The organism is Pseudomonas sp. 9AZ (assembly GCF_902506525.1).
Lineage (GTDB): Bacteria > Pseudomonadota > Gammaproteobacteria > Pseudomonadales > Pseudomonadaceae > Aquipseudomonas > Aquipseudomonas peli.
Map to the genome: position 1 here is coordinate 2,591,777 of NZ_LR733840.1, position 26,030 is coordinate 2,617,806.

The following is a 26,030-nucleotide window of genomic DNA, read 5'->3' on the forward strand; positions in this document are numbered from 1 at the left end:
TTATCATCGCGCATCTTTTTTTCACGCGTCCCAGGTAGTTCTCTCCATGTCTCTGTCCGATCGCAGTGCCCGCCTCAATGCCCTTCAGCAAGCCCTGAAGGAACGCATCCTGATCCTCGACGGCGGCATGGGCACCATGATCCAGAGCTACAAGCTGGAGGAAGAGGACTATCGCGGCACCCGTTTTGCCGACTGGCCAAGCGATGTAAAGGGTAACAACGACCTGCTGATCCTCAGCCGCCCGGACGTCATCGGCGCTATCGAGAAGGCCTACCTGGATGCCGGCGCGGACATTCTGGAAACCAACACCTTCAACGCCACCCAGGTGTCTCAGGCTGACTACGGCATGCAAGCGCTGGCCTATGAGCTGAACGTCGAAGGCGCACGCTTGGCCCGGCAAGTGGCCGATGCCAAGACCCTGGAAACCCCGGATCGTCCGCGCTTCGTCGCCGGCGTTTTAGGCCCAACCAGCCGCACCTGCTCGATCTCCCCGGACGTGAACAACCCCGGCTACCGCAACGTCACCTTCGATGAGCTGGTGGAAAACTACGTGGAAGCCACCCGCGGCCTGATCGAAGGCGGCGCGGACCTGATCCTGATCGAGACCATCTTCGACACCCTCAACGCCAAAGCGGCAATCTTCGCCGTGCAGCAGGTGTTCGAGGACGACAACGTCGAACTGCCGATCATGATTTCCGGCACCATCACCGACGCCTCAGGCCGCACCCTGTCGGGCCAGACCACCGAAGCCTTCTGGAACTCGGTGCGCCACGCCAACCCGATCTCCGTGGGCCTGAACTGCGCCCTCGGCGCCAAGGACCTACGCCCGTACCTGGAAGAGCTGGCAGCCAAGGCCGATACCCACGTGTCCGCCCACCCCAACGCCGGCCTGCCGAATGCCTTCGGTGAATACGACGAAACCCCGGCGGAAATGGCGGTGGTGGTCGAAGAATTTGCCGCCTCGGGCTTTTTGAACATCGTCGGCGGCTGCTGCGGCACCACGCCTGCGCATATCCAGGCGATTGCCGAAGCGGTGAGCAAATACCCGCCGCGGGTGATTCCGGATATTCCCAAGGCCTGTCGTCTGTCGGGCCTGGAGCCCTTCACCATCGACCGCAACTCGCTGTTTATCAACGTCGGCGAGCGCACCAACATCACCGGATCTGCCAAATTCGCCCGCCTGATCCGCGAGGACAACTACACAGAAGCCCTGGAAGTCGCCCTGCAGCAGGTGGAAGCCGGCGCCCAGGTGATCGACATCAACATGGACGAGGGCATGCTCGATTCACAGAAGGCCATGGTCACCTTCTTGAATCTGATTGCCGGCGAGCCGGACATCTCCCGCGTACCGATCATGATCGACTCCTCCAAATGGGAGGTGATCGAGGCGGGCCTGAAGTGCATTCAGGGCAAAGGCATCGTCAACTCGATTTCGATGAAGGAAGGCGTCGAGCAGTTCAAGCATCACGCCAAGCTGTGCAAGCGCTACGGCGCCGCCGTGGTGGTGATGGCCTTCGACGAAGCCGGCCAGGCCGATACCGCTGCGCGCAAGCGTGAAATCTGCCAGCGCAGCTACGACATTCTGGTCAATGAAGTGGGCTTCCCGCCGGAAGACATCATCTTCGACCCGAACATCTTTGCCGTGGCCACCGGCATCGAGGAACACAACAACTACGCGGTCGACTTTATCGAAGCCTGCGCTTACATCCGTGACCACCTGCCCTATGCATTGAGCTCAGGCGGCGTGTCCAACGTGTCGTTCTCCTTCCGCGGCAACAACCCGGTGCGTGAAGCCATTCACTCGGTGTTCTTGTACTACGCGATCCAGAACGGCCTGACCATGGGCATCGTCAACGCCGGCCAGCTGGAAATCTACGACGAGATTCCCAAAGAGCTGCGCGACGCCGTGGAAGACGTGGTGCTCAACCGCCACGATGGCGCCACCGAAGCGTTGCTGGCCATCGCCGACAACTACAAGGGCGACGGCAGCGTCAAAGAGGCCGAAACCGAAGAGTGGCGTAACCTGAGCGTCGAAGAGCGGCTCAAGCACGCGCTGGTCAAAGGTGTGACCACACACATCGTCGAAGATACCGAAGAGTTCCGTCAGCAGTGCGCACGCCCCATCGAAGTCATCGAAGGCCCGTTGATGGCCGGGATGAACGTGGTCGGCGACCTGTTCGGCGCTGGCAAGATGTTCCTGCCCCAGGTGGTCAAGTCCGCGCGTGTGATGAAGCAGGCGGTGGCGCACCTGATCCCCTTTATCGAAGCCGAAAAAGGCGACAAGCCGGAAGCCAAAGGCAAGATCCTCATGGCCACGGTCAAGGGCGACGTGCACGACATCGGCAAGAACATCGTCGGTGTGGTGCTGGGCTGTAACGGCTACGACATCGTCGACATGGGCGTGATGGTGCCGGCTGAAAAGATCCTGCAAACCGCAATTGCCGAGAAATGCGACATCATCGGCCTGTCCGGGCTGATCACCCCGTCTCTGGATGAGATGGTCCACGTCGCCCGTGAAATGCAGCGCCAGGGCTTCCACCTGCCGCTGATGATCGGCGGCGCGACCACCTCAAAAGCCCACACCGCGGTGAAGATCGAACCCAAGTACCAGAACGATGCGGTGGTCTACGTCACCGACGCCTCGCGCGCGGTCGGTGTGGCCACCCAGTTGCTGTCCAAAGAGTTGAAAGCCGACTTTGTCGAACGCACCCGCCTGGACTACATCGAAGTGCGCGAACGCACCGCCAACCGCAGCGCACGCACCGAACGCCTGAGCTACGCCAAGTCAGTGGAGAACAAACCCAAGTTTGACTGGGCAACCTATCAGCCGACCGTGCCGAGCTTTACCGGCGTGAAAGTGCTGGAGAATATCGACCTCAAGGTGCTGGCCGAATATATCGACTGGACGCCGTTCTTTATCTCCTGGGACCTGGCCGGCAAGTTCCCGCGCATCCTTACCGATGAAGTGGTCGGTGAAGCCGCCACTGCGCTCTATGCCGACGCCCAGGAAATGCTGAAAAAGCTGATCGACGAGAAGCTGATCAGCGCCCGTGCGGTGTTCGGTTTCTGGCCGGCCAACCAAGTGAACGATGACGACCTGGACGTCTACGCCGATAACGGCGAGAAACTGGCCACCCTGCACCACCTGCGCCAGCAGACCATCAAGCCGGACGGCAAACCGAACTATTCCCTGGCCGACTTCGTCGCGCCGAAAGACAGTGGTGTCACCGACTATGTAGGCGGCTTTATCACCACCGCCGGCATCGGCGCCGAGGAAGTGGCCAAGGCCTACCAAGACGCCGGCGACGACTACAACTCGATCATGGTCAAAGCCCTGGCCGACCGCCTGGCTGAAGCCTGCGCTGAGTGGCTGCACAAAGAGGTGCGCACGAACTACTGGGGCTACGACCCGGAAGAAGCGCTCTCCAACGACGAGCTGATCAAGGAAGCCTACAAAGGCATCCGCCCCGCTCCCGGCTACCCGGCCTGCCCGGACCACACCGAGAAAAAGACCCTGTTCACCCTGCTCGACCCAGCGGCCGAATTCAACAAGGCCGGCGCCAGCGGTGTGTTCCTCACCGAGCACTACGCCATGTTCCCGGCGGCTGCGGTGTCCGGCTGGTACTTCGCTCATCCGCAGGCGCAGTACTTTGCCGTCGGCAAAATCGACAAGGATCAGGTGGAAAGCTATACCGCACGTAAAAAGCAGCACTTGAACGTCAGCGAGCGCTGGCTGGCGCCAAACCTCGGCTACGACAACTAAGCAAGCCCCATAAAAAAGCCGCCTTAACAGGCGGCTTTTTTGTCACAACAAAATGCTTACTGCTGCAATTCCTGCTCGGTAAACATATCGCTAAACAACATGCTCGACAGGTAGCGTTCACCGGAGTCCGGCAGGATCACCACGATGGTTTTTCCCTGCATGCCGGGTTCGGCGGCGATACGTAGGGCGGCAGCCATAGCCGCCCCGCAGGAGATGCCACAGAGAATGCCCTCTTCGCGCATTAGGCGCAGGGCTACAGCCTTGGCGTCGTCATCCGTCACCAGTTCAACCCGGTCGACCATGGCCAGGTCGAGGTTGCCGGGAACAAAGCCAGCGCCGATACCCTGGATCTTGTGCGGGCTGGGTTTGACTTCATCACCCGCGATGGTCTGGGTGATGACCGGCGAGCCAATCGGCTCGACAGCTACCGACAGAATCGACTTGCCCTGGGTCTTTTTGATGTAGCGCGAAATACCGGTGATGGTGCCGCCAGTACCGACGCCAGCAACCAGCACGTCAATCGCGCCATCGGTGTCGTTCCAGATTTCCGGGCCAGTGGTCTTTTCATGGATCGCCGGGTTGGCCGGGTTGTTGAACTGCTGCGGCATAAAGTAAGTGGCACTGTCAGAGGCAGCAATTTCAGCAGCCTTCTCGATAGCGCCCTTCATGCCCTTGGCTGGCTCGGTCAGCACCAGCTCAGCCCCCAGAGCCTTGAGCACCTTGCGCCGCTCCAGGCTCATCGAAGCGGGCATGGTCAGCAGCAGCTTGTAGCCACGCGCCGCAGCCACAAAGGCCAGACCGATACCGGTATTGCCCGAGGTTGGCTCGACAATCGTCATGCCTGGCTTGAGCACGCCGCGCTCCTCGGCATCCCAGATCATGCTGGCGCCAATGCGGCACTTTACCGAGTAGGCGGGGTTACGCCCTTCAATCTTGGCCAGAATGGTTACGCCCTCTGGGCCCAAACGATTGATCCGAACCAGCGGGGTATTACCGATGGCTTGTGCGTTATCTGCGAAGATGCGGCTCATGGCGAGGTCCTTGTTCATGCATTACCGAGTAAGCTCCCAAGCCTAAGGCCCGTTCGTGTGGCAGTCCAGCCATGTACACAGCTCGGCGGAAACCTATTGTGAATGGATAAGTCTGTTTCTGTATGAGAAAGCGCTACGCACTGCCCCTTTGGACTCTGCTCACCCTGGCCATCGCCCTGCTGGCCCTGCATATCGCCCTGCCCTTGCTGCTGCGTGACTACCTCAATGAACGCCTGGCCAATATGGGCGATTATCGCGGGCAGATCAGCGACATCGACCTGGCGTTATGGCGCGGGGCTTATCAGATCAACGGCCTGAATATCGTCAAACTCAATGGCCAGGTACCGGTGCCGCTGCTTGAAGCCCCGGTCATCGACCTGGCCGTCAGCTGGCGCGAGTTGTGGAATAACCGTTCGATAGTCGCCGAAGTGGCCTTCGAGCGGCCGCAGCTGACCTTTGTTGACGGTGGTAACGCCGCCAATTCACAGACCGGTGAAGGCGTCGACTGGCGCGCCCAGCTCAGGGGCCTGCTGCCGATTCATATCAACGAAATCCGCGTAATCGATGGCACCTTGGCCTTTCGCAACTTCACCGCCAAGCCGCCGGTCGACCTGCAGGCCAGCGAGATCAATGGCAGCATCCTCAACCTGAGCAACGTCAGCGTCGCAGACAATACGCGTCCCGCCAGCCTGCAGGCCACCGCCAAGGTGTTCGAGCAAGCCCCTGTGCAAACCAGTGCCAATTTCGACCCGCTCGGCCAGCTGGACGACTTCGATCTGCGCCTGCGCATCACCGATATCCAGCTCAAGCAGCTCAACAGCTTTACCCGCGCCTGCGCCGATTTCGACTTTGCCGCAGGCCAAGGCGACTTCGTCATGGAGCTGGATGCCCGCCAAGGCAAGCTCAAGGGTTATGCCAAACCGCTGCTGCGCAACATGGAAGTCTTCGACTGGCAGCAGGATGTCGCGGCCAAGGACAAGAACCTGCTCACCGGAGCCTGGGAAGCCCTGGTCGGTGGCGGCAGCTGGCTGCTGAAAAACCAGCGTAAGGACCAGTTCGCCACTCGGGTGAACATTGAAGGTGACCTCAAAACCTATGACATCAGCCGCTGGCAGGCGTTTAAAGCGATCCTGCGCAACGCCTTTGTACGCGCCTTCAGCAGCCGCTTTGATAACCAGGAACAGCAACAGTAGCCAGGTGACCCGCCATTCAGTGACTGAATAGCCCGTCTACGTTCACAGTCACCGGGGCTGCGCGTTATAGTCCACTTTTCAAATACTGAACCCGCGGGTATGGCCCTGCGCGTTACCGTTCGAGGATTTACCGATGAAGTTCGAAGGCACCCAGTCCTACGTCGCCACCGACGACCTCAAGCTCGCGGTTAATGCCGCCATCACCCTGGAGCGCCCATTGCTGGTCAAGGGTGAGCCGGGCACCGGTAAAACCATGCTGGCCGAACAACTGGCCGAGTCCTTTGGTGCGCGCCTGATCACCTGGCACATCAAGTCCACCACCAAGGCTCACCAGGGCCTGTACGAGTACGACGCGGTCAGCCGCCTGCGCGACTCGCAACTGGACAGCGACAAAGTCCACGACGTGCGCAACTACATCAAGAAGGGCAAGCTGTGGGAAGCCTTTGAGTCGGAGGATCGGGTCATCCTGCTGATCGACGAAATCGACAAGGCCGACATCGAGTTCCCCAACGACCTGCTGCAAGAACTCGACAAGATGGAGTTCTACGTTTACGAGACTGACGAGACCATCAAGGCGACTAAACGCCCGATCATCATCATCACCTCGAACAACGAAAAAGAACTGCCGGACGCCTTCCTGCGCCGCTGTTTCTTCCACTACATCGCCTTCCCGGATCGCGCGACCCTGCAGAAGATCGTCGATGTGCACTACCCGAACATCAAGAAGGATCTGGTCGCCGAAGCGCTGGACGTGTTCTTCGACGTGCGCAAGGTACCGGGCCTGAAGAAGAAGCCGTCCACCAGTGAACTGGTCGACTGGTTGAAACTGCTGATGGCCGACAACATCGGCGAAGCCGTACTGCGCGAACGCGACCCCACCAAGGCTATCCCGCCTCTGGCCGGTGCGCTGGTGAAGAACGAGCAGGATGTGCAACTGCTTGAGCGCCTGGCGTTTATGAGCCGCCGCGCCAGTCGTTAATAAACGGGCTGCTGCGCGTCGGCCAGACGGCGTTGGAATCAGGTTCGGAATGCTCATTTACAGACGTAAACTCCGCTTCCTCACCTGATTCCGCCTTGCCTGGCTCTAGCTCGCGAGCCCTTGCACCGAGTAAAGCCCAACTGGTCTTGAGATTTACGCAAGGCTCCAGACTCAAAGGAGACAGCAGTCATGCTGCTCAACCTGTTTAACGAAATGCGCGCCGCCAAGGTGCCGGTGTCGGTGCGTGAGCTGCTCGACCTGATCAACGCGTTGAAACACAACGTGGTGTTCGCCGATATGGACGAGTTCTATTTCCTCTCGCGCACCATTCTGGTCAAGGACGAGCGGCATTTCGACAAGTTCGACCGCGCGTTCGGGGCCTACTTCAAGGGCCTGGAAAACCTTAATCAGCATATCGAGGCGTTGATCCCCGATGAGTGGCTGCGCAAGGAGTTCGAACGCTCGCTGACCGACGAGGAACGCGCCAAGATCGAATCCCTCGGTGGCCTGGACAAGCTGATCGAGGAATTCAAGAAGCGCCTCGAAGAGCAGAAGGAACGCCACGAAGGCGGCAACAAGTGGATCGGTACCGGCGGCACCAGCCCATTCGGCTCCGGCGGCTTCAACCCGGAAGGCATCCGCGTGGGTGACGCCGGCAAGCGTCAGGGCAAAGCGGTCAAGGTCTGGGATCAGCGCGAGTACAAGAACCTCGACGATCAGGTCGAGCTGGGTACGCGCAATATCAAGGTAGCTCTGCGCCGCCTACGCAAGTTTGCGCGCCAGGGTGCTGAAGATGAACTTGACCTGAGCGGCACCATCGACCACACCGCCAAAGACGGGGGTCTGCTGAATATCCAGATGCGTCCGGAACGGCGTAACGCGGTGAAATTGCTGATCCTGTTCGACATCGGCGGCTCGATGGACGCCCACGTCAAGGTCTGTGAGGAGCTGTTTTCCGCCTGCAAAACCGAGTTCAAGCATATGGAGTATTTCTACTTCCATAACTGCGTGTACGAGTCGGTGTGGAAGAACAACCTGCGTCGTACCTCAGAGCGCTTCTCCACCCAGGATCTGCTGCACAAATACGGCGCGGATTACAAAGTGGTATTCGTTGGCGATGCCGCCATGGCCCCTTATGAAATCACCCAGGCCGGCGGCAGCGTCGAGCACTGGAACGAGGAGCCGGGCTACGTCTGGATCAAGCGCTTTATGGAAAAGTACAAGAAGCTTATCTGGATCAACCCCTACCCCAAGGACACCTGGAGCTACACAGCCTCGACCAACATCATGCGCGAGCTGTTGGATGACCAGATGTACCCGCTAACCCTGCAGGGCTTAGAAGACGGGATGAAGTTTCTTTCCAAGTAAACCAAACGGGCCCAGCAGGGCCCGTTGTTCTTTAAGACGCGTTAACTGGGACTGGTATCGCTGCCTGTCAGGCAATCGACCAGTGCCGCAGCAAACCCCGATAACAGCTCGCGTTTGCGCACACAAACCTTCAAATCGCGCTGCGCCCAGGGCTCTTCCAGCTCAATTACCGCCAGCTGCGCCCCAGCGGTTACCGCACTGCGCGGCACCAGGCCAATACCAACCCCTGCGCTGACCATGCGGCACACCGCCTCAAAGCTGCGCACCTGAATCCGCACCTCGAGGTGCCGCCCCAATGCGGCGGCTGCGTTCATGGTAAAGGTGTGAATCGCCGAGCCTGAATGCAGCATGACAAAGGGATAATCCAGCACCTGGGCAAACAGGCTGCTGACGTGCGCAGCGAGCGGATGATCGACCGGGGCAATCAGTACCAGTCGGTCGGCCCGGTACGGGATCAGCTCAACCTCAGCGTCCGCAATCGTCCCCGCCACCACGCCGACTTCCACCTCGCCGCGCGCCACGGCCATCAGCACGTGCGGGCTGGTGTGCTCTTCCAGCGAAATACTGACTTGCGGATGACGCTGCAAAAAGCTCGAAAGGCTGTCGGGCAGAAAGGTATGGGTGGCGTGGGTATTGGCCCACAGGCTGACGTGACCGCGTACGCCTTTGGCGTAGGGCGTAAGGTCAGCGTGCATCTGTTCGAGCTGGGCAAACACCTGGCGCGCATGGCGCAGCAGCGCCTCGCCGGCCCGGGTCAGCCTGACGCCGCGCGGTTCGCGGAGCAGCAGCGGCGTGCCAATCGACTCCTCCAGCACGCGCATGCGATGGCTGGCCGAAGACGCGGCCAAATGCACGCGCTCGGCACCGCGGGTTAAATTCTTTGCTTCGGCAATCGCCACAAACAGACGCAGATCAATCAGGTCGTAATGCATAGCGTTAGTTAAATCCGAACGATTACTTATGAAAAAGCCAATTCCATAGCGATTCTAACCCCATCATCATTCGGCTCAGCACAACTCTTTAAGGATTACCCACATGCCATGGAAAACCTGGTCTGCTGAACGATTGGGCATTGCACTCGCGGTGCTCGCCGCCTTCGGTTTCTCGTTCAAGGCGATCTTCGTCAAGCTGGCCTATGCCGCTGCGCCCGTGGATGCGGTCACCCTGCTGACGCTGCGCATGAGTTTTGCCCTGCCTATCGCGTTGTGGGCCACGCTGTGGCTGTGTCGCGCAGCGCCGCCGCTCACGCGCAAAGACTGGGGCATGCTGATTGCCTTGGGGCTGCTCGGTTACTACGGGGCCAGCATTCTTGATTTTATTGGCCTGCAGTACATCTCGGCGGCGCTGGAGCGGTTGATTCTGTTTATCTACCCAACCATGACCGTGCTGATTGGCGTGCTGTTTCTGGGTAAGCGTCTGGAGAAACGCCAGATTGCGGCGCTGCTGCTGACCTACGCGGGCATCGGCCTGGCGTTCGCCCACGATCTGCAAGTAGCGGAGGACCTGCATACGGTCCTGATCGGCGCCGCCTTTATCTTCGGTTCTGCACTGTCCTACGCGCTCTACAGCTCGGGGGCCGAGGTGGCCATTCACCGGCTGGGCACCATCCGCTTTGCTGCCCTGGCGATTATCGTGTCCACCTTTGCCACGCAGATTCACTTCCTCGCCACGCAACCGTTTTCTGCACTGCAGCAGCCGATAGAGGTGTATGCGTACAGCGCGGCGATGGCGATTTTCTCCACCGTGCTGCCAATATTCTGGCAATCGGCTGCACTGCGCCTGATTGGCTCGGCGCGTACCGTGCTGATTGGCACACTGGGGCCGATCCTGACGATTGTCTTCGCTTGGATGCTGTTATCGGAGCCGGTGTCGGTTGCCCAGCTGGCGGGGGCAGGCCTGGTGCTGGCGGGGGTGTTGTTGGTGTCGCGGCGTAAAACAGTGCCCGTTCAGCCCGCACCTACCGCCGAGGATGTTCACCCTAGCAAGCAGGCACTCGCCACGCCGGTTTCACCCGGCCAGTAGGCTTAGAAGCGGTTTATCAGCAGAAACAACAAGGGCTCTTGCGAGCCCTTGAGAGTGATGCAACTTAACGCCAATGCCGCTGCTGCACCTTCTGGCTGCGGCCCGCACCAAACAGCATGCCGACCAGCAGCGCCAGGCTTTCCAGCAGCCAGGCCAGCAACATGGCGCAGGCAATGCCCCAGGCGATGGCCTCGGGGGCCAGTAGCACCTGATAGCGGTAGGCGGCGAAGGTTTCTTCCAGCAACTCATGGTCTGCGGCGGTAGCCAGATGCCAGACCTGACCGTACCAGGGCCCTTGCATGGCCTTGGATTCGCGCTCAAGGAATGCCGAACGCTCAACCAGGGTGCCCAAACTCTGCGCATCGCTGCGCATCACCGGGTCAGCGCTGGCCTGGTAATGGCCAACCAACGCGACCAGATCCCCCTTGAAAAAGCGCTTTGCAGTCTCCCGAAAGCCTTTAAGCCCTTGCTCGGATTCAATCCGATGGGCTTCGACGCGCTTGCTGTAGTCGTCGATAAACCCCGGCACCTGCACCCCAACCAGCAAACCCAGGGCAAACAAGGCCAACCGCAGATAGCTTCTAAACATGTCCCCTCCCCCAATTCAGTCCGTTAGGCCTTGCGCCACACATTCACCACCGCGCCACAACCGCCACTCGCCCGGCTGGTACAGCGTCCAGCTCTCGTTATCGGTCAACGGCTCAGTGGCCAACACGCTGACCACGTCATTGGGCGTGGTTTCCGCCTGAAAATCCACCTGCATATCGGCATCTTTCAGATGCGCTGGGCCAAACGGCGCACGCCGGGTGATATGCGCCAGCTTGCTGCTGCAAAAACTGAACAGCCAGTCGCCATCACTGAGCAGGCAATTGAATACACCTAGCTGACGATAGCCCGCACAGGCACTGACCAAAGTAGGCAGTAACCGCTCTACCGCAACCGGCTCGGGAAAGGCATGACGCAGGCGATTGAGCAAATCACAGAAGGCCGCTTCGCTGTCGGTGTCGCCAATCGGCCGGTAATTATCCAATTGCGGGGCAAAATCGGCCAGTTGTCCGTTATGCGCAAAGCACCAGTTACGCCCCCACATCTCGCGTACGAACGGATGGGTGTTGGCCAGGCAGACGCGGCCGACATTGGCCTGACGGATATGGCCGATCACCACTTCGCTCTTGATTGGATAGCGTTGTACTAACTGCGCCACCTCTGACTCGCTGCTCGCACGCGGGTCCTGAAACAGGCGCAGGCCGCGCCCCTCGTAAAAACCGATGCCCCAGCCATCGCGGTGCGGGCCGGTCCGCCCGCCGCGCTGCATCAGGCCGGTAAAGCTGAAAACGATATCGGTCGGCACATTGGCGCTCATGCCCAACAATTCACACATTGCGTAACGCCTCGCGCAGCTGCTGCGCCTCAGTCGCCAGACGGGCCTCGATACGTTTGCGCGCCAACGGCAGAAAACGCGTCAGGGCGCGCCACAGCAACGGCATCACATCACCGCTGCGCCTTGGAATCAGGTGCAGATGCAGGTGTGGCACATGCTGATTGGAGGTCGGCCCGTCGTTGATCAAGAAATTGATGCCCTGCTCGCCATAGCCGGCCGCACGCAGGGCGGCAGCCATGCGTTGCGCCAGCTGCAGCAACTGCTCGCTGGCCGCAGAGGAAAGGTCTTTAAGAAACGGCGCGTGTTCGCGACTAACAATCAGCACATGGGCCGGACGCAGAGGGAAGATATCCAGCAGGACGATAAAGTGCTCGTCCTCATAAATACGCTCGGCAGGCAATTGCTCGGCGGCGATTGCACAGAACACACACGTCATAAGCCCCTCCTTAATCAACAACCCAGCATGCTGAACGGCTGGCTGCGTTGGCACAAGGCCGGCGGCGTCAGGCAGCGCCGCCGGGGCTTACAGGCGGGGTTCAACTCGCAGGCGACGGTCGCCGCGGGCATCGTATCGGGTGTCGCCAAAATCCTGTTCATCACGCGTCATCATTTCGCGCAAGGTCGGCTCATCGTCGGCAGCCGGCGCTGGCCCCTTACGTGCCTGCCACCAACGCTCAATAGGCCAGCGCACCGCGACAAACAGCAGATAAAGAGTAAACAGAATCAACGCGTACATGCTCAGGTCCGCCACTGCACGCCAGGCGTTATTGCCCACATCCAGCAACAGGTCCATGGCGGTGATTGCCACCGCAGGGGCGAACTGCTCCTTACCGGGGTCAACTACGGTTGGGCTGAACAGCAACACCAACACCAATACGCGCAGCGGCTCACGCAGGTAGCGCCACATCCAACTGGTCAGGCGAAACCACACCAACAGGCAACCAAGAGCGGCCAGAAGATAGGCGCCCCAGGCAAGCAGGTAGTCGTTTTCAGTCATAAAACACACATTCTCTGGCATTGAAGACCCAGCGGCGCATGCACATAAGCACGTAGATTTCAGCAGCCGACGGTCAAAGTGGCGCTTATGATAACGGCTTTTGCCTGCCTCGGCGTCCCCGCTGTCGGCCGTCATCCACAGGAGTTGTTTCATGCCACACGCCCCCATAGCCCGTGCCGATAACGCTGCAGACCCGTATCGCTGGCTGGAAAACCGTGACAGCGCTGAAGTGCTTGATTACCTCAAGGCGGAAAATACCTACCTGGAACAACAGCTCAGCGACCAACTGGCGCTGCGCGAAACCTTGTTTCAAGAGATCAAAGGGCGCATCCGCGAAACCGACCTGAGCCTGCCGTCGCCCTGGGGGCCGTATCTGTATTACCAGCGCACCACGGCGGGCGACGAATACCCGCGGCATTACCGCTGCCGCAAACCAGCCGATGGCTCGCTGACGGTCGATGAGGCCAGCGAACAGCTGTTGCTCGACCCCAACGACCTGGCCGATGGCGGCTTTATCTCCCTCGGCGCTTTCAGCATCAGCCCTGACCATCAGCGCCTGGCCTACAGCCTGGATACCAGCGGCGAGGAAACCTACCAGCTGTTTGTCAAAGAGCTAGCCGATGACAGCCTGATCGAGCTGCCGTTCGAGGAATGCGACGGCAGCATGACCTGGGCCAATGACAGCCAGACCTTGTTCTTCGGTGAACTGGACAATACCCACCGGCCGCACAAACTCTACCGCCACCGCCTTGGCAACGACGCAGCCGAACTGGTGTTCCACGAGCCGGACGGACGTTTCTTCCTCAGCTGCTACCGCAGCAGCTCCGAGCGCCAGCTGATCTTGCAACTGGGCAGCAAAACCACCAGCGAAGCCTGGGTACTGGACGCCGCCACTCCGCAAGCCGCGTTCAGCTGCGTGGCTCCACGTGAAGAAGGCCACGAATATGACGTCGACCACGGCACCCTGAATGGCGAGTGGTGCTGGCTGATCCGCAGCAACCAGCACGGCATCAACTTCGCGCTGTTTACTGCATGCGACGCAACGCTGAACCGTAGCGATTGGCAATTGCTGCGCGCCCATGACCCCGACGTGATGCTGGAAGGCGTTAGCCTCAATCAGCAAGCGCTGGTGCTGAGTCTGCGAGAAGGCGGTTTACCGATGATCGACGTGCAGCCGCAGGGGCAAGCGGCCTACCGCGTGCAGCTACCGGACGCCGCCTACAGCCTGTATGTACAGGACAGCCTGGAATTCGACAGCCCCGCCATTCGCCTGCGCTATGAAGCGCTCAATCGCCCGGCGCAGGTGCGTCAGCTGGAACTGGCTAGCGGCGCGCAAGTGGTGCTCAAGCAAACCCCGGTGCTTGGGCCGTTCGATGCCGACGACTATGTCAGCCAGCGCCTGTGGGCCACTGCCGCCGATGGCAGCCAGGTACCGATCAGCCTAGTGGCCAAACGCGAGATGCTCGGCACCTCTGCCCCGCTCTATCTGTATGGCTACGGCGCTTATGGCGAAAGCCTCGACCCCTGGTTCTCCCATGCGCGCCTGAGCCTGCTGGAGCGCGGCTTCGTGTTCGCCATCGCCCATGTGCGTGGCGGCGGCGAGCTGGGTGAAGCCTGGTACCGCGCGGGTAAACTGGAGCACAAGCAGAACTCGTTCGGTGACTTTATCGCCTGCGCCGAACACCTGATCGCCACCGGCTACACCGACGCGCAGCAACTGGTGATCAGCGGCGGCAGCGCCGGCGGTCTGCTGATGGGAGCAGTGCTCAACCAACGTCCCGAGCTGTTCGCCGCCGCTATCGCCGAAGTGCCGTTTGTTGATGTGCTCAACACCATGCAGAACCCCGACCTGCCGCTGACCGTCACCGAATACGACGAATGGGGCGATCCTAACCAACCCGAAGTCTTTGAGCGGATCAAAGGTTACGCACCCTACGAAAACGTCCAGGCCCAAGACTACCCAGCGATTCTCGTAGTAGCCGGCTACAACGACAGCCGCGTGCAGTACTGGGAAGCCGCCAAATGGGTGGCCAAGCTGCGCGCGCAGAAAACCGACCACAACCTGTTACTGCTGAAAACTGAACTGGACGCTGGCCATGGCGGCATGAGCGGTCGCTACCAAGCGCTCAAAGATGTCGCCCTGGAATACGCCTTTATTCTCAAGGTACTCGGTCGGGTTTGACCCGCCACCACCGCGCTGCCGCCTGCTGCCGGGCGGTTTAGCCGCGCGACAAACGCTCAGAGTCATTCGCACTAAACAGCGGACGTTTAGCGCAAAAAATTACTTGACCGGTCATGCAGATTTAACCGGCCTGACGTACAAGTTCAACTACGCTGAATTGCACGCTGGCTTACTGCCATCCCCCCCATTTCGCTGCCTGCTCACCATGGACGGTCTGTGATGAAAAACTGGAAGATCAGAACCCACTTATTCCTGCTTGCCGGCTGCCTGCTGCTGGGTTTGCTCTGTGTTGGCGGCCTGGGTTTGTATGGTTTGCAGGCCACCGTCAAGGGGCTGCAAACGGTGTACCTGGACCGCGTGGTGCCGCTGCGCGACCTCAAACTGATTGCCGACCTCTACGCGGTCAATATCGTTGACGCGACCCACAAGGCGCACAGTGGCGAACTGGATGAAAAAACGGCGCAACGGTTAATTGAAGAGGCCCAGGTACGAATTGAGGACACCTGGAAAGCGTACCTGGCCACCGAACTGATCCGCGAAGAAAGTCAGCTGATTGAGCAAATCAACCCACTGATGGAGCAGGCACGACAACCACTCAATGAGCTACAGAACCTGCTTAACCGTGGTGATAAGGCTGGCATTGATGCCTTTGCCAGCCAACGTCTTTATCCATTGATCGACCCACTCTCTGAGAAATTCGCCGAGCTGATCGATGTGCAACTGCTCGAAGCCAAGCGCCAGTACCAACTGGGTGAAGCCGCTTATGCGAGCAACCTCAAACTGAGCATCAGTGTGCTGCTGATTGCGCTGATGATTGGTCTGGCCCAGGTCATCTATTTCATCCGTTTGATGAGCCAGCAACTGGGCGCCGAGCCCGGTGAGCTGGAAGAAATCAGCGCACGGATTGCCGAAGGTCGTCTTGGCGGCGGTAAGAGCTTGGGTAACCAGGTGATGACCGGCGTGATGAAATCGGTGCAGAGCATGCGCCGCGGCCTGCAGGATATGATCGGCAATATCGGCGAAGCCTCCGAACAGATTGAATGCGCCACCCTGCAACTGGCCGCCTCCTCCGAGCAGGTGCTGACCAGCGCCAATGTGCAAAGTGATACCGCGTCAGCGATGGCCGCCACCGTCGAACAACTGGCCGTAAGCATCAATCACATTGCCGAAAACGCCCAGCAAACCTATGACATGGCCAAGAAAGCCGGTGACATGACCGATGCCGGCATTTCTGTCATGGCCCGCGCCACCACAGAAATGCACAAAATCGCCGAGCTGGTTGCTGAGAGCGCGCAGGATGTCGAAACTTTGGCCGCACAATCGCGCAATATCACCGCCATTGTCGACGTAATCCGCGGCATTGCTGAGCAAACCAACCTGCTTGCCCTGAATGCCGCTATCGAAGCGGCACGTGCCGGTGAGCAAGGCCGCGGTTTTGCCGTGGTCGCCGATGAAGTGCGCAGCCTGGCCGGGCGTACCGCCCACTCCACCACGGAAATCATCGCCCTGGTCGATGCCATTCACAGCGGCATGCATAAAGCAAAAATCAGCATGGCCGCTGGCTGTGAACGAGTGAGCATCGGTACGCAGTTGGTCGATCAGGCGGGCAATTCGATGACGGGCATTCGCCTGGCGCTGAATGAATCATTGCAAGCCGTCAGTGTGATTTCGCTGTCACTGCAAGAACAACGTGCGGCCAGCGAGCAGGTGGCCATGAACGTGGAGCTGGTGGCGCAAATTGTTGAGGAAAACTCTGCGGCACAAGGCGGTATTGTTCAGGCTATCCAGTCCCTGCAGGCCATGTCCGGGCGACTGCAGGGTGTGATGCGGCGCTTCAGTTTCTAACCGGCATGGCGACTCGGCGGCACGTAACAGGTATCGCTGGCAGGTACGTTGGCGGGCGATCCAGGTACCTTTGTGCGCATCATCCACGCGTGTACGGTTTCGGTTCGCAAAATCAATTCCAACCGCAAAACCATCGAACTGTCTTAACCGCACTAGGGCCGCGCGTTTGGCGAGATGGCAGAACTCGACGGTGAGCGCCGCTCGGCCAGTTGCATCGCCGTAAGCGACTGCAGCCTGCTGATGCTGGCCAGGGGCTCACTGGGCAAGCAGCAGTTCTAGTCAATAGCAACTCACTCGTCGGGCTTCGGCACCGGCTGGGTATTGCGCTCGCGCTGCTGTTGTAACAACGGCACATCCTGATCGCTACGCGGCTGGTTGGAGTGTGGCTGCGGCGCTTGCTTGAGCAGCGGCGGATTATTGCGGGCCGGGGCGGGTAAATGCTGCGGCGCCACCTTGGGATAGGGTTGCGGCGTAGCGGTACCCGGGGCACCTGCTGCTGGTTCTGTGCTCGGCATTTTCGGCGGCTGCTGGGCAAGCAGCGAGGTGCTGGCCAGCGTGGTCATCATCAGTAATAGGGTTGTCAGGCGCATGCTGGTATCTCCAGGGCAGTTATCCTCTTGGGCAGCAACCCTGCAGCTAAGTGCCGCACGGGCGGTTCTCACTGACCACTGGCAAGGCTAGACTGATCGCACAGCCCCAGCGTACGAGAATCCAGATGAGCAGCGACAAATCCCCCTCCGCCACCGGCAAGCTTGACCGCATCCTCGCCGAGGCCCAGCGCTCGCGTGAAGAAGGCTACCGCGACAAGGCGCTGAAGATGTACCCGCACGTCTGCGGCCGCTGCGCCCGTGAGTTCTCCGGCAAGCGCCTGAGCGAGCTGACCGTGCACCACCGCGACCACAACCACGACAACAACCCACAGGACGGCTCCAACTGGGAGCTGCTGTGCTTGTACTGCCATGACAACGAACACTCACGCTACACCGACCAGCAGTACTTCAGCGAAGGCTCGCTGAGCACACCGAAGACTGCTCAGGCGACCCACAACCCCTTCGCCGACCTGGCTGCAAGGCTGAAAAAGCAGTAGCGCAATGCTCTGAGAGCCTGCTTGCTGACGATCTAAGGGTCGTCGCATCGCCAGCAAGCTGGCTCCTAGAAAAATCAGGCCGCTGCCATACAGGTATACTCGCGTCTTTTTTGTCGCCCGCCATCCTTGGCGCGGCTGCAAAATTTCTCCTGAAAATTCTGCGCGAGTGCCACCGTGGCCAACAAGAGATACGCCTGCATCGGCCTGTTCAACCCTAAATCCCCGGAAAATGTCGGTTCAGTGATGCGCGCAGCCGGCTGCTATAGCGCCGCCTCGGTGTTTTATAGCGGCAAACGCTATGCCCGCGCCCGCGACTTTATTACCGACACCCAGCGCATCTATATGGATATTCCACTGATCGGCGTGGAAGACCTGCAGCAGATCATCCCCATAGGCTGTACGCCGGTCGCCGTGGAGCTGGTCGAAGGCGCCCGACCGCTGCCGCAATACACCCACCCTGACCGCGCCATCTACATCTTCGGCCCCGAAGACGGTTCGCTGAGCAAGGAAGTGCTCGACTGGTGTGAGGACGTAATCTACATCCCCACCCAGGGCTGCATGAACCTCGCCGCCACCGTCAATGTGGTGCTCTACGACCGCATGGCCAAAGGCATCAACACCAAGTCCGGACCAGGGCTCAAGTAGGCCGCAGCCCCGCCGCTACAATCCCGACTTGAGCCGGCTAAAGGCGCGAGTTAATGCACGGTTGAACGCCTTGGCGTTGTCGTTCTTGGTGTACAGCTGCGCGCGCACAGCGGCCGGTGGATAGGTGCCGGGGTCAGCGAGGATGGCTGGATCGACCGTGGCATTCGCCGCTGGCACCGCGTTGGCGTAGTAGATGGTGTTGGTGATGGCACCGATGACATCGGGCGCCATCAGGTGATCCATCAACGCCAGGCCCGCCTCTGGGTGCGGCGCATCCTTGGGAATCACCATCGCATCGAACCAGATCAGCGTGCCTTCACGCGGGATGCTGTAGTGCAGGCTGTAGGGCTTGCCCGCCTGCTCAGCCTGGCCTGCGGCAATCGACACATTGCCGTTCCACGACATCGCCAGACAGGTATCGCCGTTGGCCAGGTCAGTGATATTGCGGTCGTTGTCGAAGTAGCGAATCGACGGCCGCACTTTGGCCAGATGGGCCTCGGCCAGCTTCAGGTCATCCAGGCTCTGCTGGTTGATATCCAGACCCAGGTAGCGGAACGCGGCAGCAAACACCTCATTGGGATCGTTGAGAAAACTTACCCCACAATCGGCAAACTTGGCCACCACCTGCGGATCCAGCAGCATGGCCCAGCTGTCGGTGGGCGCATCGGCCATGCGCTTGGCGATGGCCTGCTGCTGATAGCCAAAGCCCGTAGTGCCCCACACATACATCCCGGCATAGCGATTACCCGGATCAAACGCGGCCATATGCCTAGTGAACTCCGGATCAAGCCCTTTGAAATGCGGCAATGCAGCTTTATCCAACGGTTGCAGCGCGCCACTTCTGATCGCTCGCTGCAGGTGCTGGCCAGCCGTCAACACCAGGTCGTAGCCGCTGCGCCCGGTCAGCAGCTTGGTTTCGACGGTTTCCAGCGAGTCGAAATGATCGACCACCACCTTGATTCCGGTCTTCTGCTCGAAGCGACTGAGGGTATCCGGTGCCAGGTACTCACCCCAGATAAACAGATTGACCTGCTTCGGCGCTTCGGCCGCCAGCGCCTGAACGCTGGCCGCCAGACCAACCGCGAAGCCCAACAGACTGACATGCAGTTTCATCGAAGCCTCCTAGGCGCGCTTAGGCGCGGCATATTGCGGCATGGTGATGCAGGCGACGTTGCCCCCCCCGAGGAGGATTTCCCGCGAGTTGTCGATACCGATAATCCGGTGCTGGGGGAACAGCTCGGCCAGAGTGGCCTGGGCCACGCGGTCGCAGGGGTCGTTGAACAGCGGCACGACGATGGCGGAGTTGCCAGCGTAGTAGTTGATGTAGGAGGCGCAGATCTGCGTGCCGGCCTGACGGGTGTGAGTCGAGTCATCCTGATCCAGGCCTTCGGCTTCTTCGGCCGTCCACTCCAGCACGCGCGGTTGCGGCAATTTGTGGATTTCAAGCTCGCGGCCTTGGGCATCGCGGGTTCTGCGCAAGATGTCGTAAGCCTCCTGGTAGATTTCCCACTGCGGATCACTACGGTCATCGGTCCACTGCATCACCACCACACCGGGGCGGACAAAGCAGGCCAGGTCATCGATATGGCCGTCGGTTTCATCGAACTTGCAGCCGCGCGGCAACCAGATCACCTGCTCGGCACCGAGATAGTCCTGCAGACGGCGAGTCATCTCCTCCTTGCCCAGATGTGCATTACGGTTGCGGTTAAGCAGGCACTGCTCGGTGGTCAGCAGGGTGCGCTGGCCATCGGTCTGGATGCCGCCCATCTCGGCAATAAAGGGCGCGCGATAACGGTCATAGCCTTCGATTTCGAGGATTTTCTGCGCGATCTGATCGTCCTTGTCCCAGGGGTAGTACAAGCCGCCATCGAGACCGCCGTAGGCGTTGAACTCGAAATCCACGCCGCGGACTTCACCGCTGTCGTCATTGACCAGAAAGGCCGGGCCGCTATCACGAAACCAGGTGTCGTTACAGGTCATCTCCACCACCCGCACATGAGCCGGCAGTTGACGCCGGGCGTTGGCGTACTGGCTGGCGGAGGCGCACACAGTCACCGGTTCGCTGCTGGCAATCGCCGTAACGATATCCACCCAGACCTTCTGCGCCGGCTTGGCGCCGTTGCGCCATACGTCCGTGCGTTCCGGCCAGCCGAGCCAGCAGCCGGCCTTGGGTTCGAATTCGCCGGGCAGACGGAAGCCATCGGCTTTAGGGAGAGAAGTCAGGGAACGCGCCATCGGATGCACCTTATGCCTGTGGGGAAGATGGCCACACAGTACGCGGCGCGTTGGTCGAGGTTCCAACGACGATTATTGCGGAATAGCTGAATTCAATTCATCAGTCAGACAGGTGATCACCCAGCCAATCTAAGAAGTGCGCCACCGCCGGCTTCTCCAGACGAATGCGTTCGCAGACCAGCGCATATTGCCCAAGCGCCGCCACACTGGCGTTGAACGGCCGCACCAGACGGCCGCAAGCCAAGTCTTCTGCGGCGGTAAGGTTATCGCCCATGGCCACGCCCTGCCCTTGCGCCGCCGCTTCCAGCGCCAGGCCGGCATGCCCCAGATACAGATGACGCGCAGGCTGGATATCACCGGCATGGGTGGTCAGCCAGGCGGTCCAGGTCTTACCGTCCTGATCATCGTGCAGCAGGCCGTGACGGGCCAGGTCACGCGGATGCTTGAGCCCGCCCTGGTTGAATAGGCTTGGGCTGCACACCGGAAAGAACTGCAGGGTCGGCAGCGGCCGCACGAAGTAGGCACTGGCATCCTCAGGCCCGGTGCCGTAGGTGATCGCCAGGTCGATATCCGGGCTCGGCAGACTGGCTTCCAGCGGCTGGTCGTGTAGATGCAGGGTGATCTGCGGATAGCGGTCGCTGAAGTCAGCCAGACGGCTGATCAGCCACTTCTGCGCCAACTCGGGCGTTACCGCGATACGCAGCACCGCCTGCGAGCCGGGATCGCGCAGCTCGTCACACGCCTCACCGATCAGTTCGAAAGCCTGCTGCAAGCGCTGCAGCAAACGCCGCGCTGCAGGCGTTGGCACGACCTGACGACCCTCGCGGGCAAACAGCGGCGTGCCGAGTTGTTCTTCTAGCTGGCGAATCTGATGGCTGACTGCGCTGTCGGTAACGCACAGCTCGGCTGCCGCCCGACCAAAGTGGGCGTGCCGGGCGGCGCACTCGAAGGTGCGCAAGGCGGTGAGGGACGGTAGGCGGCGCATGCGGGGCTCCAGATCGGCAACTGCGCCGCATGCTTACTCAGGGCGTGGGCTAGCGCAACAGCTTGTTGTCCAGCGTCTTCGAGGCGCTACCCATGACGTTCTCGCTGATCTCGATAAAGTCTTTGGTACTGGCTTTGTCGAGGCGCATTAGACCGCGGGTCACGTCATCCAGCGAACGTGGCTGGGTGGTGCCTTTGGTGGCCTGGCGGATTTCCCGATCCAGCTCCTGCAGCAGCAACACCGCGCGGGCGGTGACCGGGCCGCTGGAGTTATTGGTGCGCAGGCTGTCCACCGGTTTGCTCCAGCGAATCAGCTGCTCGCGGATTTTCTGATAACGTTCCTCGCTGAGGCCACCGGCGCGGCGCATCAGCTCAATGGCGTAATACTCGGCCAGGCCTTCGGTGATCCAGTCGCTGCGATCACGCGCCTTGATGCGGCTGAACACATGCACCAGTTCATGCACCAGAGAGCTGGTGCCGTTCTCACTGACCAATGGACGGTCCGTGTGCATGTAGTAGGAGTTGGCTGCCGACAGGCCGCCGCGCCACATCGGGTCACCGGCGCCGACAATCAGCAGCTTGGCCGGGTCGCGCGGGAACACGTCCTGAGCATGCGGCCAGACGAAGGTAAGCAAGGTCATCACGTCCATGCGGCGCATGCCCTCGCCCACTGGCGCGGCGATAGCTACATCGGTTTCACCCAATTTGGCGCGGCGCGTGCCGACCTTACCGGCCACCATCCAGCCAGTCGGGCGATCGAACTTGCGCTGTGGGTTGTCGATGCGGAATTTGTTCTTGCCGATACGCGGCCAGCCGGTTTCGACGCTCTTCCAGCCCTTGGGCAGGTCGAATTGCAGGCGCGAGACCAGCTCGGTTTTATCTTCCTGGCGCAGCTTGACCGCCGGCACCAGGTCATCGCCGCGCAGCAACGCCCAGTCCGGGGTGATCCGCGCATCAAACCGACCCGGGCTGCGTTCGTTATTGATGCGCACACGGTAGCTCAGGGTCGACTTGCCTTTGCCCGGCTGCCAGGTGCCCAGCTCAGGGCTGTTTTGCGTCCACTGGCCATCGGCCTTGAAATCGCTGTAGGCGCCCTGCTCGCCAAGGTTGAAGGCCAGACTGATCACCTGCGCGCCGTCTTCCAAGGTCAGGCTGACCTCAGCCTGCTCCGTGTCTGGCAGAAAGCGCACGTGATAATCCAGATCGACCTTCTTTGCCCAGAGTGGCGTGCTCAGGCTCAGCAGAACAACGGACAGCAGCAAACGGCGCATCAACATGGCAAAGCTCCACAGTGCAAATCATTGATTCAGGCGAGTTTAGGCTGGCATTTACCGGCGAGGTTCAGCCAGCGCGGAAAATCATGTGGTCTTCCCACTCATCCTCGGCCACGCTGTTCTCGCTGAGCATGCGCCCAGCCTGGGAAATCCGCTGTTTATGCACCTGCTCCGGGTCGCCGCAGACTAGGTGGTGCCAGAGCAGCAGATCCTTGCCTTCGCTAACTAAGCGATAGGCGCAGGTCGGCGGCAGCCACTGGAACTGGTCAGCCTGGGCCGGGGTGAGCTGGATGCAGTCCGCAACGAATTTGCGCCGGTTGCTGTAGTCAGTGCAGCGGCAGGTCTGCAGGTCCAGCAGTTTGCAGGCGATGCGCGTGTAATACACGCTGCCATCGTCCTCATCTTCAAGCTTTTGCAGGCAGCACAGACCGCAGCCATCACACAGCGATTCCCACTCGTCCTGATCCAGCTGTTCGAGGGTTTTACGTTTCCAGAAAGGTTCGACTTTGGCGGCCATGGCGAGGGTACGGTGAGGTGTGAAAAGGCCGGCAGTCTAGCGACTGGTGCAACAACGGCCAAGGGCGGCGAGCCGAATGGTTAATTAATAACCACGAACAAAGTCCACGTGCCCGCGCAGTGCATGACCGGCCTGCCAGCGCGCCAGGTTATCGACAAACAACTTCACCAATAGATGAGGATCAGTCGGCGCCGAGCTATGTCCGGTAAGCAGCAGACGCGGCGCATCCCAGAAGGGATGACCAGCAGGCAGCGGCTCTTCACGGCAGACGTCAATTACCGCGCCAGCCAGTTGCCCCTGCTCCAGCGCACTGAACAGCGCTTGATCGACCACCGCCACACCGCGTCCGGCATTGATAAACAACGCACTGGGCTTGCAGGCGGCGAACAGCGCCGCGTCATAGATATCGCGAGTGCTCGGTGTATCCGGCAGCAGGTTGATCAGGTAATCGACCTCGCCCACCAGGCTTGGCAGCTCGTCGAGCCCCGCCACCCGGCGGAACGGCGGCAGATTGCGCGGACGGCTGGCGATGCCCAGTAGCTCGATGCCGAACGGCGCCAGAAACTGCGCCACGCTCAGGCCGATATCACCGGTGCCGACGATCAGCACCTTGCGCCCGGCCAGGCTGCGCGGCAAACGATTGTCCCAGCGCTGCTCAACCTGAGAGGCCAGTGCAGCAAACAGTTGGCGCTCATGGGCCAGCAGATGGCACAGCACATACTCGGCCATCACCTGACCAAAGATGCCCACGGCGCGGGTTAATGCGTAATCCGTTGGCAAATCCTTGGCGAGCAGCGGCGTAATGCCCGCCCAGGTCGATTGCAGCCACTGTGGCCTGCTGCCCTGACGCAGCAAAGGCGCGAGCAGATCCGGCTGGCCCAGCCATAACGGGCAGCTCGCGGCGTATTCGGCCAACTCGGCCGGCTGATCACTGCAGCACAACTCAAGCTCAGGTGCCTGCTGGCGCAGCAACTCGGCATACAGGCCGTGTTCGGCTTCGGCAATCAATACACGCAGTGGGGCATTCGCAATGGCGGGCATAGCGGTTACATAGGGTCGTTACGGCGCAACAACTCATCCGGCAGATGCTCGATGTATTCATCTTCCGGCGGCGGCATCTGCAGGTGGTAGCCCTGCTCGTCGAGGTTGGCCAGCACCTTGTGGATGTCTTCGCGAGCCAGAACTCGCTCGGGGGTCAGCACCATCTCGAAGGCCAGGGCTGGGGGACCGAAAGCCAGCAGCAGGTTCTCCGGCACGCGCTTGAGGCCATCGCTGCGCAGCACATAGAGGTACATCTCATTCTTGCGCGGGCTTTTGTAGATTGAACAGATACGTTTCACGCGGACTCTCCGGTTGCAGCCAGGCAATCAAGCAGCGCCTGGCCCATCAATTCACGCCGCCAGCCGCGCAGCGACTCCGGCAGCTGATAAGGCCCTTTGGGATAGCCGGTTTTCAGCAAGGCTTCGAGGGTTTTCTTGCGCAGCATCAGCTCGGGGGCGATGTTCAGGCGCTCGCCTTCACGTTGACCAATGGCACGCAGCTTTTTCAGCAGCGACGCGGCCTCAAGCGGCAAGGGCTCAGGCAACGCCTCAGGCCACGTCTCAGACGGGGTTGCGGCGGCTTGCTGGATCAATTGCAGAAGAAATTCGCCGTCCTGACGCACGGTTTTCGGGTGCATGTCCTCGATCCGCGCCAGCGCCACTAGGTTATCCGGCTGGGTGCGCGCCAGTGGCCACAACGAATGCTCACGGATAATCCGGTTACGCGGCTGGTTGCGTTTGCGCGCCTGCTCTTCACGCCAGGTACACAGCGCTTTCAACACCGCCAGCTGTTGCCGGTTAAGTTTCCAGGCCAGCTTGGCTTCGCGGTAGGCCAGCTCGGGATCGACTTCGCGTTTGAGGTTGCTGACCAGCTCGGCGCCGTCTTCCAGCACCCAGGCGTATTTTTCGGCAGACAGCTGCGCCTTGAGCTGCGCATACACCTCGGCGAGGTGCAGCACGTCTTCGGCCGCATAGCTGACCTGAGTGGCCGATAACGGCCGCTGCAGCCAGTCGGAGCGGGTCTCACCCTTGGGCAGTTCGATATTCAGCACCGCCTGCACCAGGCGCGAATAGCCCATGGAGAAACCCAGATTAAGGTAACCGGCGGCCAATTGGGTGTCGAACAGCGGCGTGGGCAGGCTGCCGGTCAGGCGCAGAAAGACTTCCAGGTCCTCGCTACAGGCATGCAGCACCTTGACCACGGCAGGGTCCTGCAGCAGATCGGCAAAGGGAGCCCAGTCGCTGATCAGCAGCGGATCGATCAGGTACGCCCGCTCGCCCTCGCTGACCTGCAGCAGGCCGGCAATCGGGTAAAAGGTGTCGACCCGCATAAACTCGGTATCGACCGCCACAAACGTCAGCGTGCGCCAGGTTGCACAATGCTGCGCCAGGCTGGCGTCATCACCAATCCACTGAATATCAATCGCCACACAGCTCTCCCATCAAGAATGCCGCGCAGTATATATGCCCAGGCACTGTGCTGGGCA

General features: G+C 60.4%; 24 protein-coding genes and 1 pseudogene. 10 read left to right on the plus strand and 15 right to left on the minus strand.

The window, feature by feature from the left end; genetic code table 11:
• Window positions 1–46: 46 nt before the first annotated feature.
• Entirely contained in the window at window positions 47–3,763 is a 3,717-nt protein-coding gene (gene metH / locus ALTER154_RS11950; RefSeq protein ID WP_178126339.1) for a methionine synthase, read from the plus strand.
• A gap of 56 nt (window positions 3,764–3,819) precedes the next feature.
• On the opposite strand, the gene cysK is transcribed toward metH, so the two are convergent.
• On the minus strand, window positions 3,820–4,794 hold the full coding sequence (gene cysK / locus ALTER154_RS11955; protein WP_160087299.1) for a cysteine synthase A: 975 nt from the start codon (window positions 4,792–4,794) through the stop codon (window positions 3,820–3,822).
• A gap of 122 nt (window positions 4,795–4,916) precedes the next feature.
• Between cysK and ALTER154_RS11960 the strand changes: the two genes are divergently transcribed.
• From ALTER154_RS11960 to ALTER154_RS11970, 3 genes are all read left to right on the plus strand, one after another.
• Window positions 4,917–5,987, plus strand: a complete 1,071-nt coding sequence (locus tag ALTER154_RS11960) for a DUF748 domain-containing protein (protein WP_160087301.1) — start codon at window positions 4,917–4,919, stop codon at window positions 5,985–5,987.
• A gap of 133 nt (window positions 5,988–6,120) precedes the next feature.
• Complete coding sequence (locus ALTER154_RS11965) at window positions 6,121–6,966, plus strand: MoxR family ATPase (protein WP_160087303.1); 846 nt, start codon at window positions 6,121–6,123, stop codon at window positions 6,964–6,966.
• 189 nt (window positions 6,967–7,155) lie between these two features.
• On the plus strand, window positions 7,156–8,334 hold the full coding sequence (locus ALTER154_RS11970) for a VWA domain-containing protein (protein ID WP_160087305.1): 1,179 nt from the start codon (window positions 7,156–7,158) through the stop codon (window positions 8,332–8,334).
• Window positions 8,335–8,375: 41 nt separating this feature from the next.
• On the opposite strand, the gene ALTER154_RS11975 is transcribed toward ALTER154_RS11970, so the two are convergent.
• The gene (locus ALTER154_RS11975) at window positions 8,376–9,266 is read right to left on the minus strand and encodes a LysR substrate-binding domain-containing protein (RefSeq protein WP_160087307.1); all 891 of its coding nucleotides are present in this window, start codon (window positions 9,264–9,266) and stop codon (window positions 8,376–8,378) included.
• Between the two features lie 103 nt (window positions 9,267–9,369).
• Between ALTER154_RS11975 and ALTER154_RS11980 the strand changes: the two genes are divergently transcribed.
• Window positions 9,370–10,356, plus strand: a complete 987-nt coding sequence (locus ALTER154_RS11980) for a DMT family transporter (RefSeq protein ID WP_160087309.1) — start codon at window positions 9,370–9,372, stop codon at window positions 10,354–10,356.
• Window positions 10,357–10,420: 64 nt separating this feature from the next.
• Here the strand turns inward: ALTER154_RS11980 and ALTER154_RS11985 are convergent, their stop codons facing one another.
• The 4 genes from ALTER154_RS11985 to ALTER154_RS12000 all read right to left on the minus strand — a co-directional run bounded on the left by ALTER154_RS11985 (window position 10,421) and on the right by ALTER154_RS12000 (window position 12,734).
• A complete protein-coding gene (locus tag ALTER154_RS11985) occupies window positions 10,421–10,945 on the minus strand; it encodes a DUF2937 family protein (RefSeq protein WP_160087311.1) in 525 nt (174 codons plus the stop codon).
• 15 nt (window positions 10,946–10,960) lie between these two features.
• Window positions 10,961–11,737: a class II glutamine amidotransferase gene (locus ALTER154_RS11990; RefSeq protein WP_160087313.1), complete on the minus strand. Its 777-nt coding sequence runs from the start codon at window positions 11,735–11,737 to the stop codon at window positions 10,961–10,963.
• Window positions 11,730–12,173: an HIT family protein gene (locus tag ALTER154_RS11995; RefSeq protein ID WP_160087315.1), complete on the minus strand. Its 444-nt coding sequence runs from the start codon at window positions 12,171–12,173 to the stop codon at window positions 11,730–11,732. Before ALTER154_RS11995 ends, ALTER154_RS11990 begins: the two co-directional genes overlap by 8 nt.
• A gap of 87 nt (window positions 12,174–12,260) precedes the next feature.
• Window positions 12,261–12,734, minus strand: a complete 474-nt coding sequence (locus ALTER154_RS12000; RefSeq protein ID WP_090253178.1) for an MFS transporter — start codon at window positions 12,732–12,734, stop codon at window positions 12,261–12,263.
• 151 nt (window positions 12,735–12,885) lie between these two features.
• On the opposite strand from ALTER154_RS12000, the gene ALTER154_RS12005 reads away from it, so the two are divergent.
• From ALTER154_RS12005 to ALTER154_RS21300, 3 genes and pseudogenes are all read left to right on the plus strand, one after another.
• Window positions 12,886–14,916: a S9 family peptidase gene (locus ALTER154_RS12005; protein ID WP_160087317.1), complete on the plus strand. Its 2,031-nt coding sequence runs from the start codon at window positions 12,886–12,888 to the stop codon at window positions 14,914–14,916.
• Between the two features lie 219 nt (window positions 14,917–15,135).
• Entirely contained in the window at window positions 15,136–16,761 is a 1,626-nt protein-coding gene (locus ALTER154_RS12010) for a methyl-accepting chemotaxis protein (RefSeq protein WP_160087319.1), read from the plus strand.
• A gap of 168 nt (window positions 16,762–16,929) precedes the next feature.
• Window positions 16,930–17,040: pseudogene (locus ALTER154_RS21300) on the plus strand (cyclic nucleotide-binding domain-containing protein); the annotation flags it as partial.
• 11 nt (window positions 17,041–17,051) lie between these two features.
• On the opposite strand, the gene ALTER154_RS12015 reads toward ALTER154_RS21300, so the two are convergent.
• A complete protein-coding gene (locus ALTER154_RS12015) occupies window positions 17,052–17,351 on the minus strand; it encodes a hypothetical protein (protein WP_160087321.1) in 300 nt (99 codons plus the stop codon).
• A 125-nt stretch (window positions 17,352–17,476) separates the two neighbouring features.
• On the opposite strand from ALTER154_RS12015, the gene ALTER154_RS12020 reads away from it, so the two are divergent.
• A complete protein-coding gene (locus ALTER154_RS12020) occupies window positions 17,477–17,848 on the plus strand; it encodes a YajD family HNH nuclease (RefSeq protein ID WP_090253165.1) in 372 nt (123 codons plus the stop codon).
• Window positions 17,849–18,022: 174 nt separating this feature from the next.
• Complete coding sequence (locus ALTER154_RS12025; protein WP_090253162.1) at window positions 18,023–18,493, plus strand: RNA methyltransferase; 471 nt, start codon at window positions 18,023–18,025, stop codon at window positions 18,491–18,493.
• 15 nt (window positions 18,494–18,508) lie between these two features.
• Here ALTER154_RS12025 and ALTER154_RS12030 read toward each other — a convergent pair whose 3' ends face one another.
• The 8 genes from ALTER154_RS12030 to rnd all read right to left on the minus strand — a co-directional run bounded on the left by ALTER154_RS12030 (window position 18,509) and on the right by rnd (window position 25,973).
• Window positions 18,509–19,606, minus strand: coding sequence for an extracellular solute-binding protein (locus ALTER154_RS12030; RefSeq protein ID WP_160087323.1), 1,098 nt, complete (start codon window positions 19,604–19,606; stop codon window positions 18,509–18,511).
• 9 nt (window positions 19,607–19,615) lie between these two features.
• Window positions 19,616–20,728, minus strand: coding sequence for an agmatine deiminase (gene aguA / locus ALTER154_RS12035; protein WP_160087325.1), 1,113 nt, complete (start codon window positions 20,726–20,728; stop codon window positions 19,616–19,618).
• A 100-nt stretch (window positions 20,729–20,828) separates the two neighbouring features.
• Window positions 20,829–21,713 (minus strand): LysR substrate-binding domain-containing protein, encoded by an 885-nt coding sequence (locus tag ALTER154_RS12040; protein ID WP_160087327.1) that lies wholly within the window; start codon window positions 21,711–21,713, stop codon window positions 20,829–20,831.
• Between the two features lie 49 nt (window positions 21,714–21,762).
• The gene (locus ALTER154_RS12045) at window positions 21,763–22,989 is read right to left on the minus strand and encodes a hypothetical protein (RefSeq protein ID WP_160087329.1); all 1,227 of its coding nucleotides are present in this window, start codon (window positions 22,987–22,989) and stop codon (window positions 21,763–21,765) included.
• Between the two features lie 64 nt (window positions 22,990–23,053).
• Window positions 23,054–23,503 (minus strand): YcgN family cysteine cluster protein, encoded by a 450-nt coding sequence (locus ALTER154_RS12050; RefSeq protein WP_160087331.1) that lies wholly within the window; start codon window positions 23,501–23,503, stop codon window positions 23,054–23,056.
• Window positions 23,504–23,587: 84 nt separating this feature from the next.
• A complete protein-coding gene (locus ALTER154_RS12055) occupies window positions 23,588–24,520 on the minus strand; it encodes a D-2-hydroxyacid dehydrogenase (protein ID WP_160090110.1) in 933 nt (310 codons plus the stop codon).
• Window positions 24,521–24,549: 29 nt separating this feature from the next.
• Window positions 24,550–24,843 (minus strand): YcgL domain-containing protein, encoded by a 294-nt coding sequence (locus ALTER154_RS12060; protein WP_090253148.1) that lies wholly within the window; start codon window positions 24,841–24,843, stop codon window positions 24,550–24,552.
• Window positions 24,840–25,973 carry a ribonuclease D gene (gene rnd, locus ALTER154_RS12065; RefSeq protein ID WP_160087333.1) on the minus strand — a complete coding sequence of 378 codons (1,134 nt, stop codon included), beginning with the start codon at window positions 25,971–25,973 and terminating at the stop codon, window positions 24,840–24,842. The genes ALTER154_RS12060 and rnd overlap by 4 nt, the downstream gene beginning before the upstream one ends.
• Window positions 25,974–26,030: the final 57 nt, after the last annotated feature.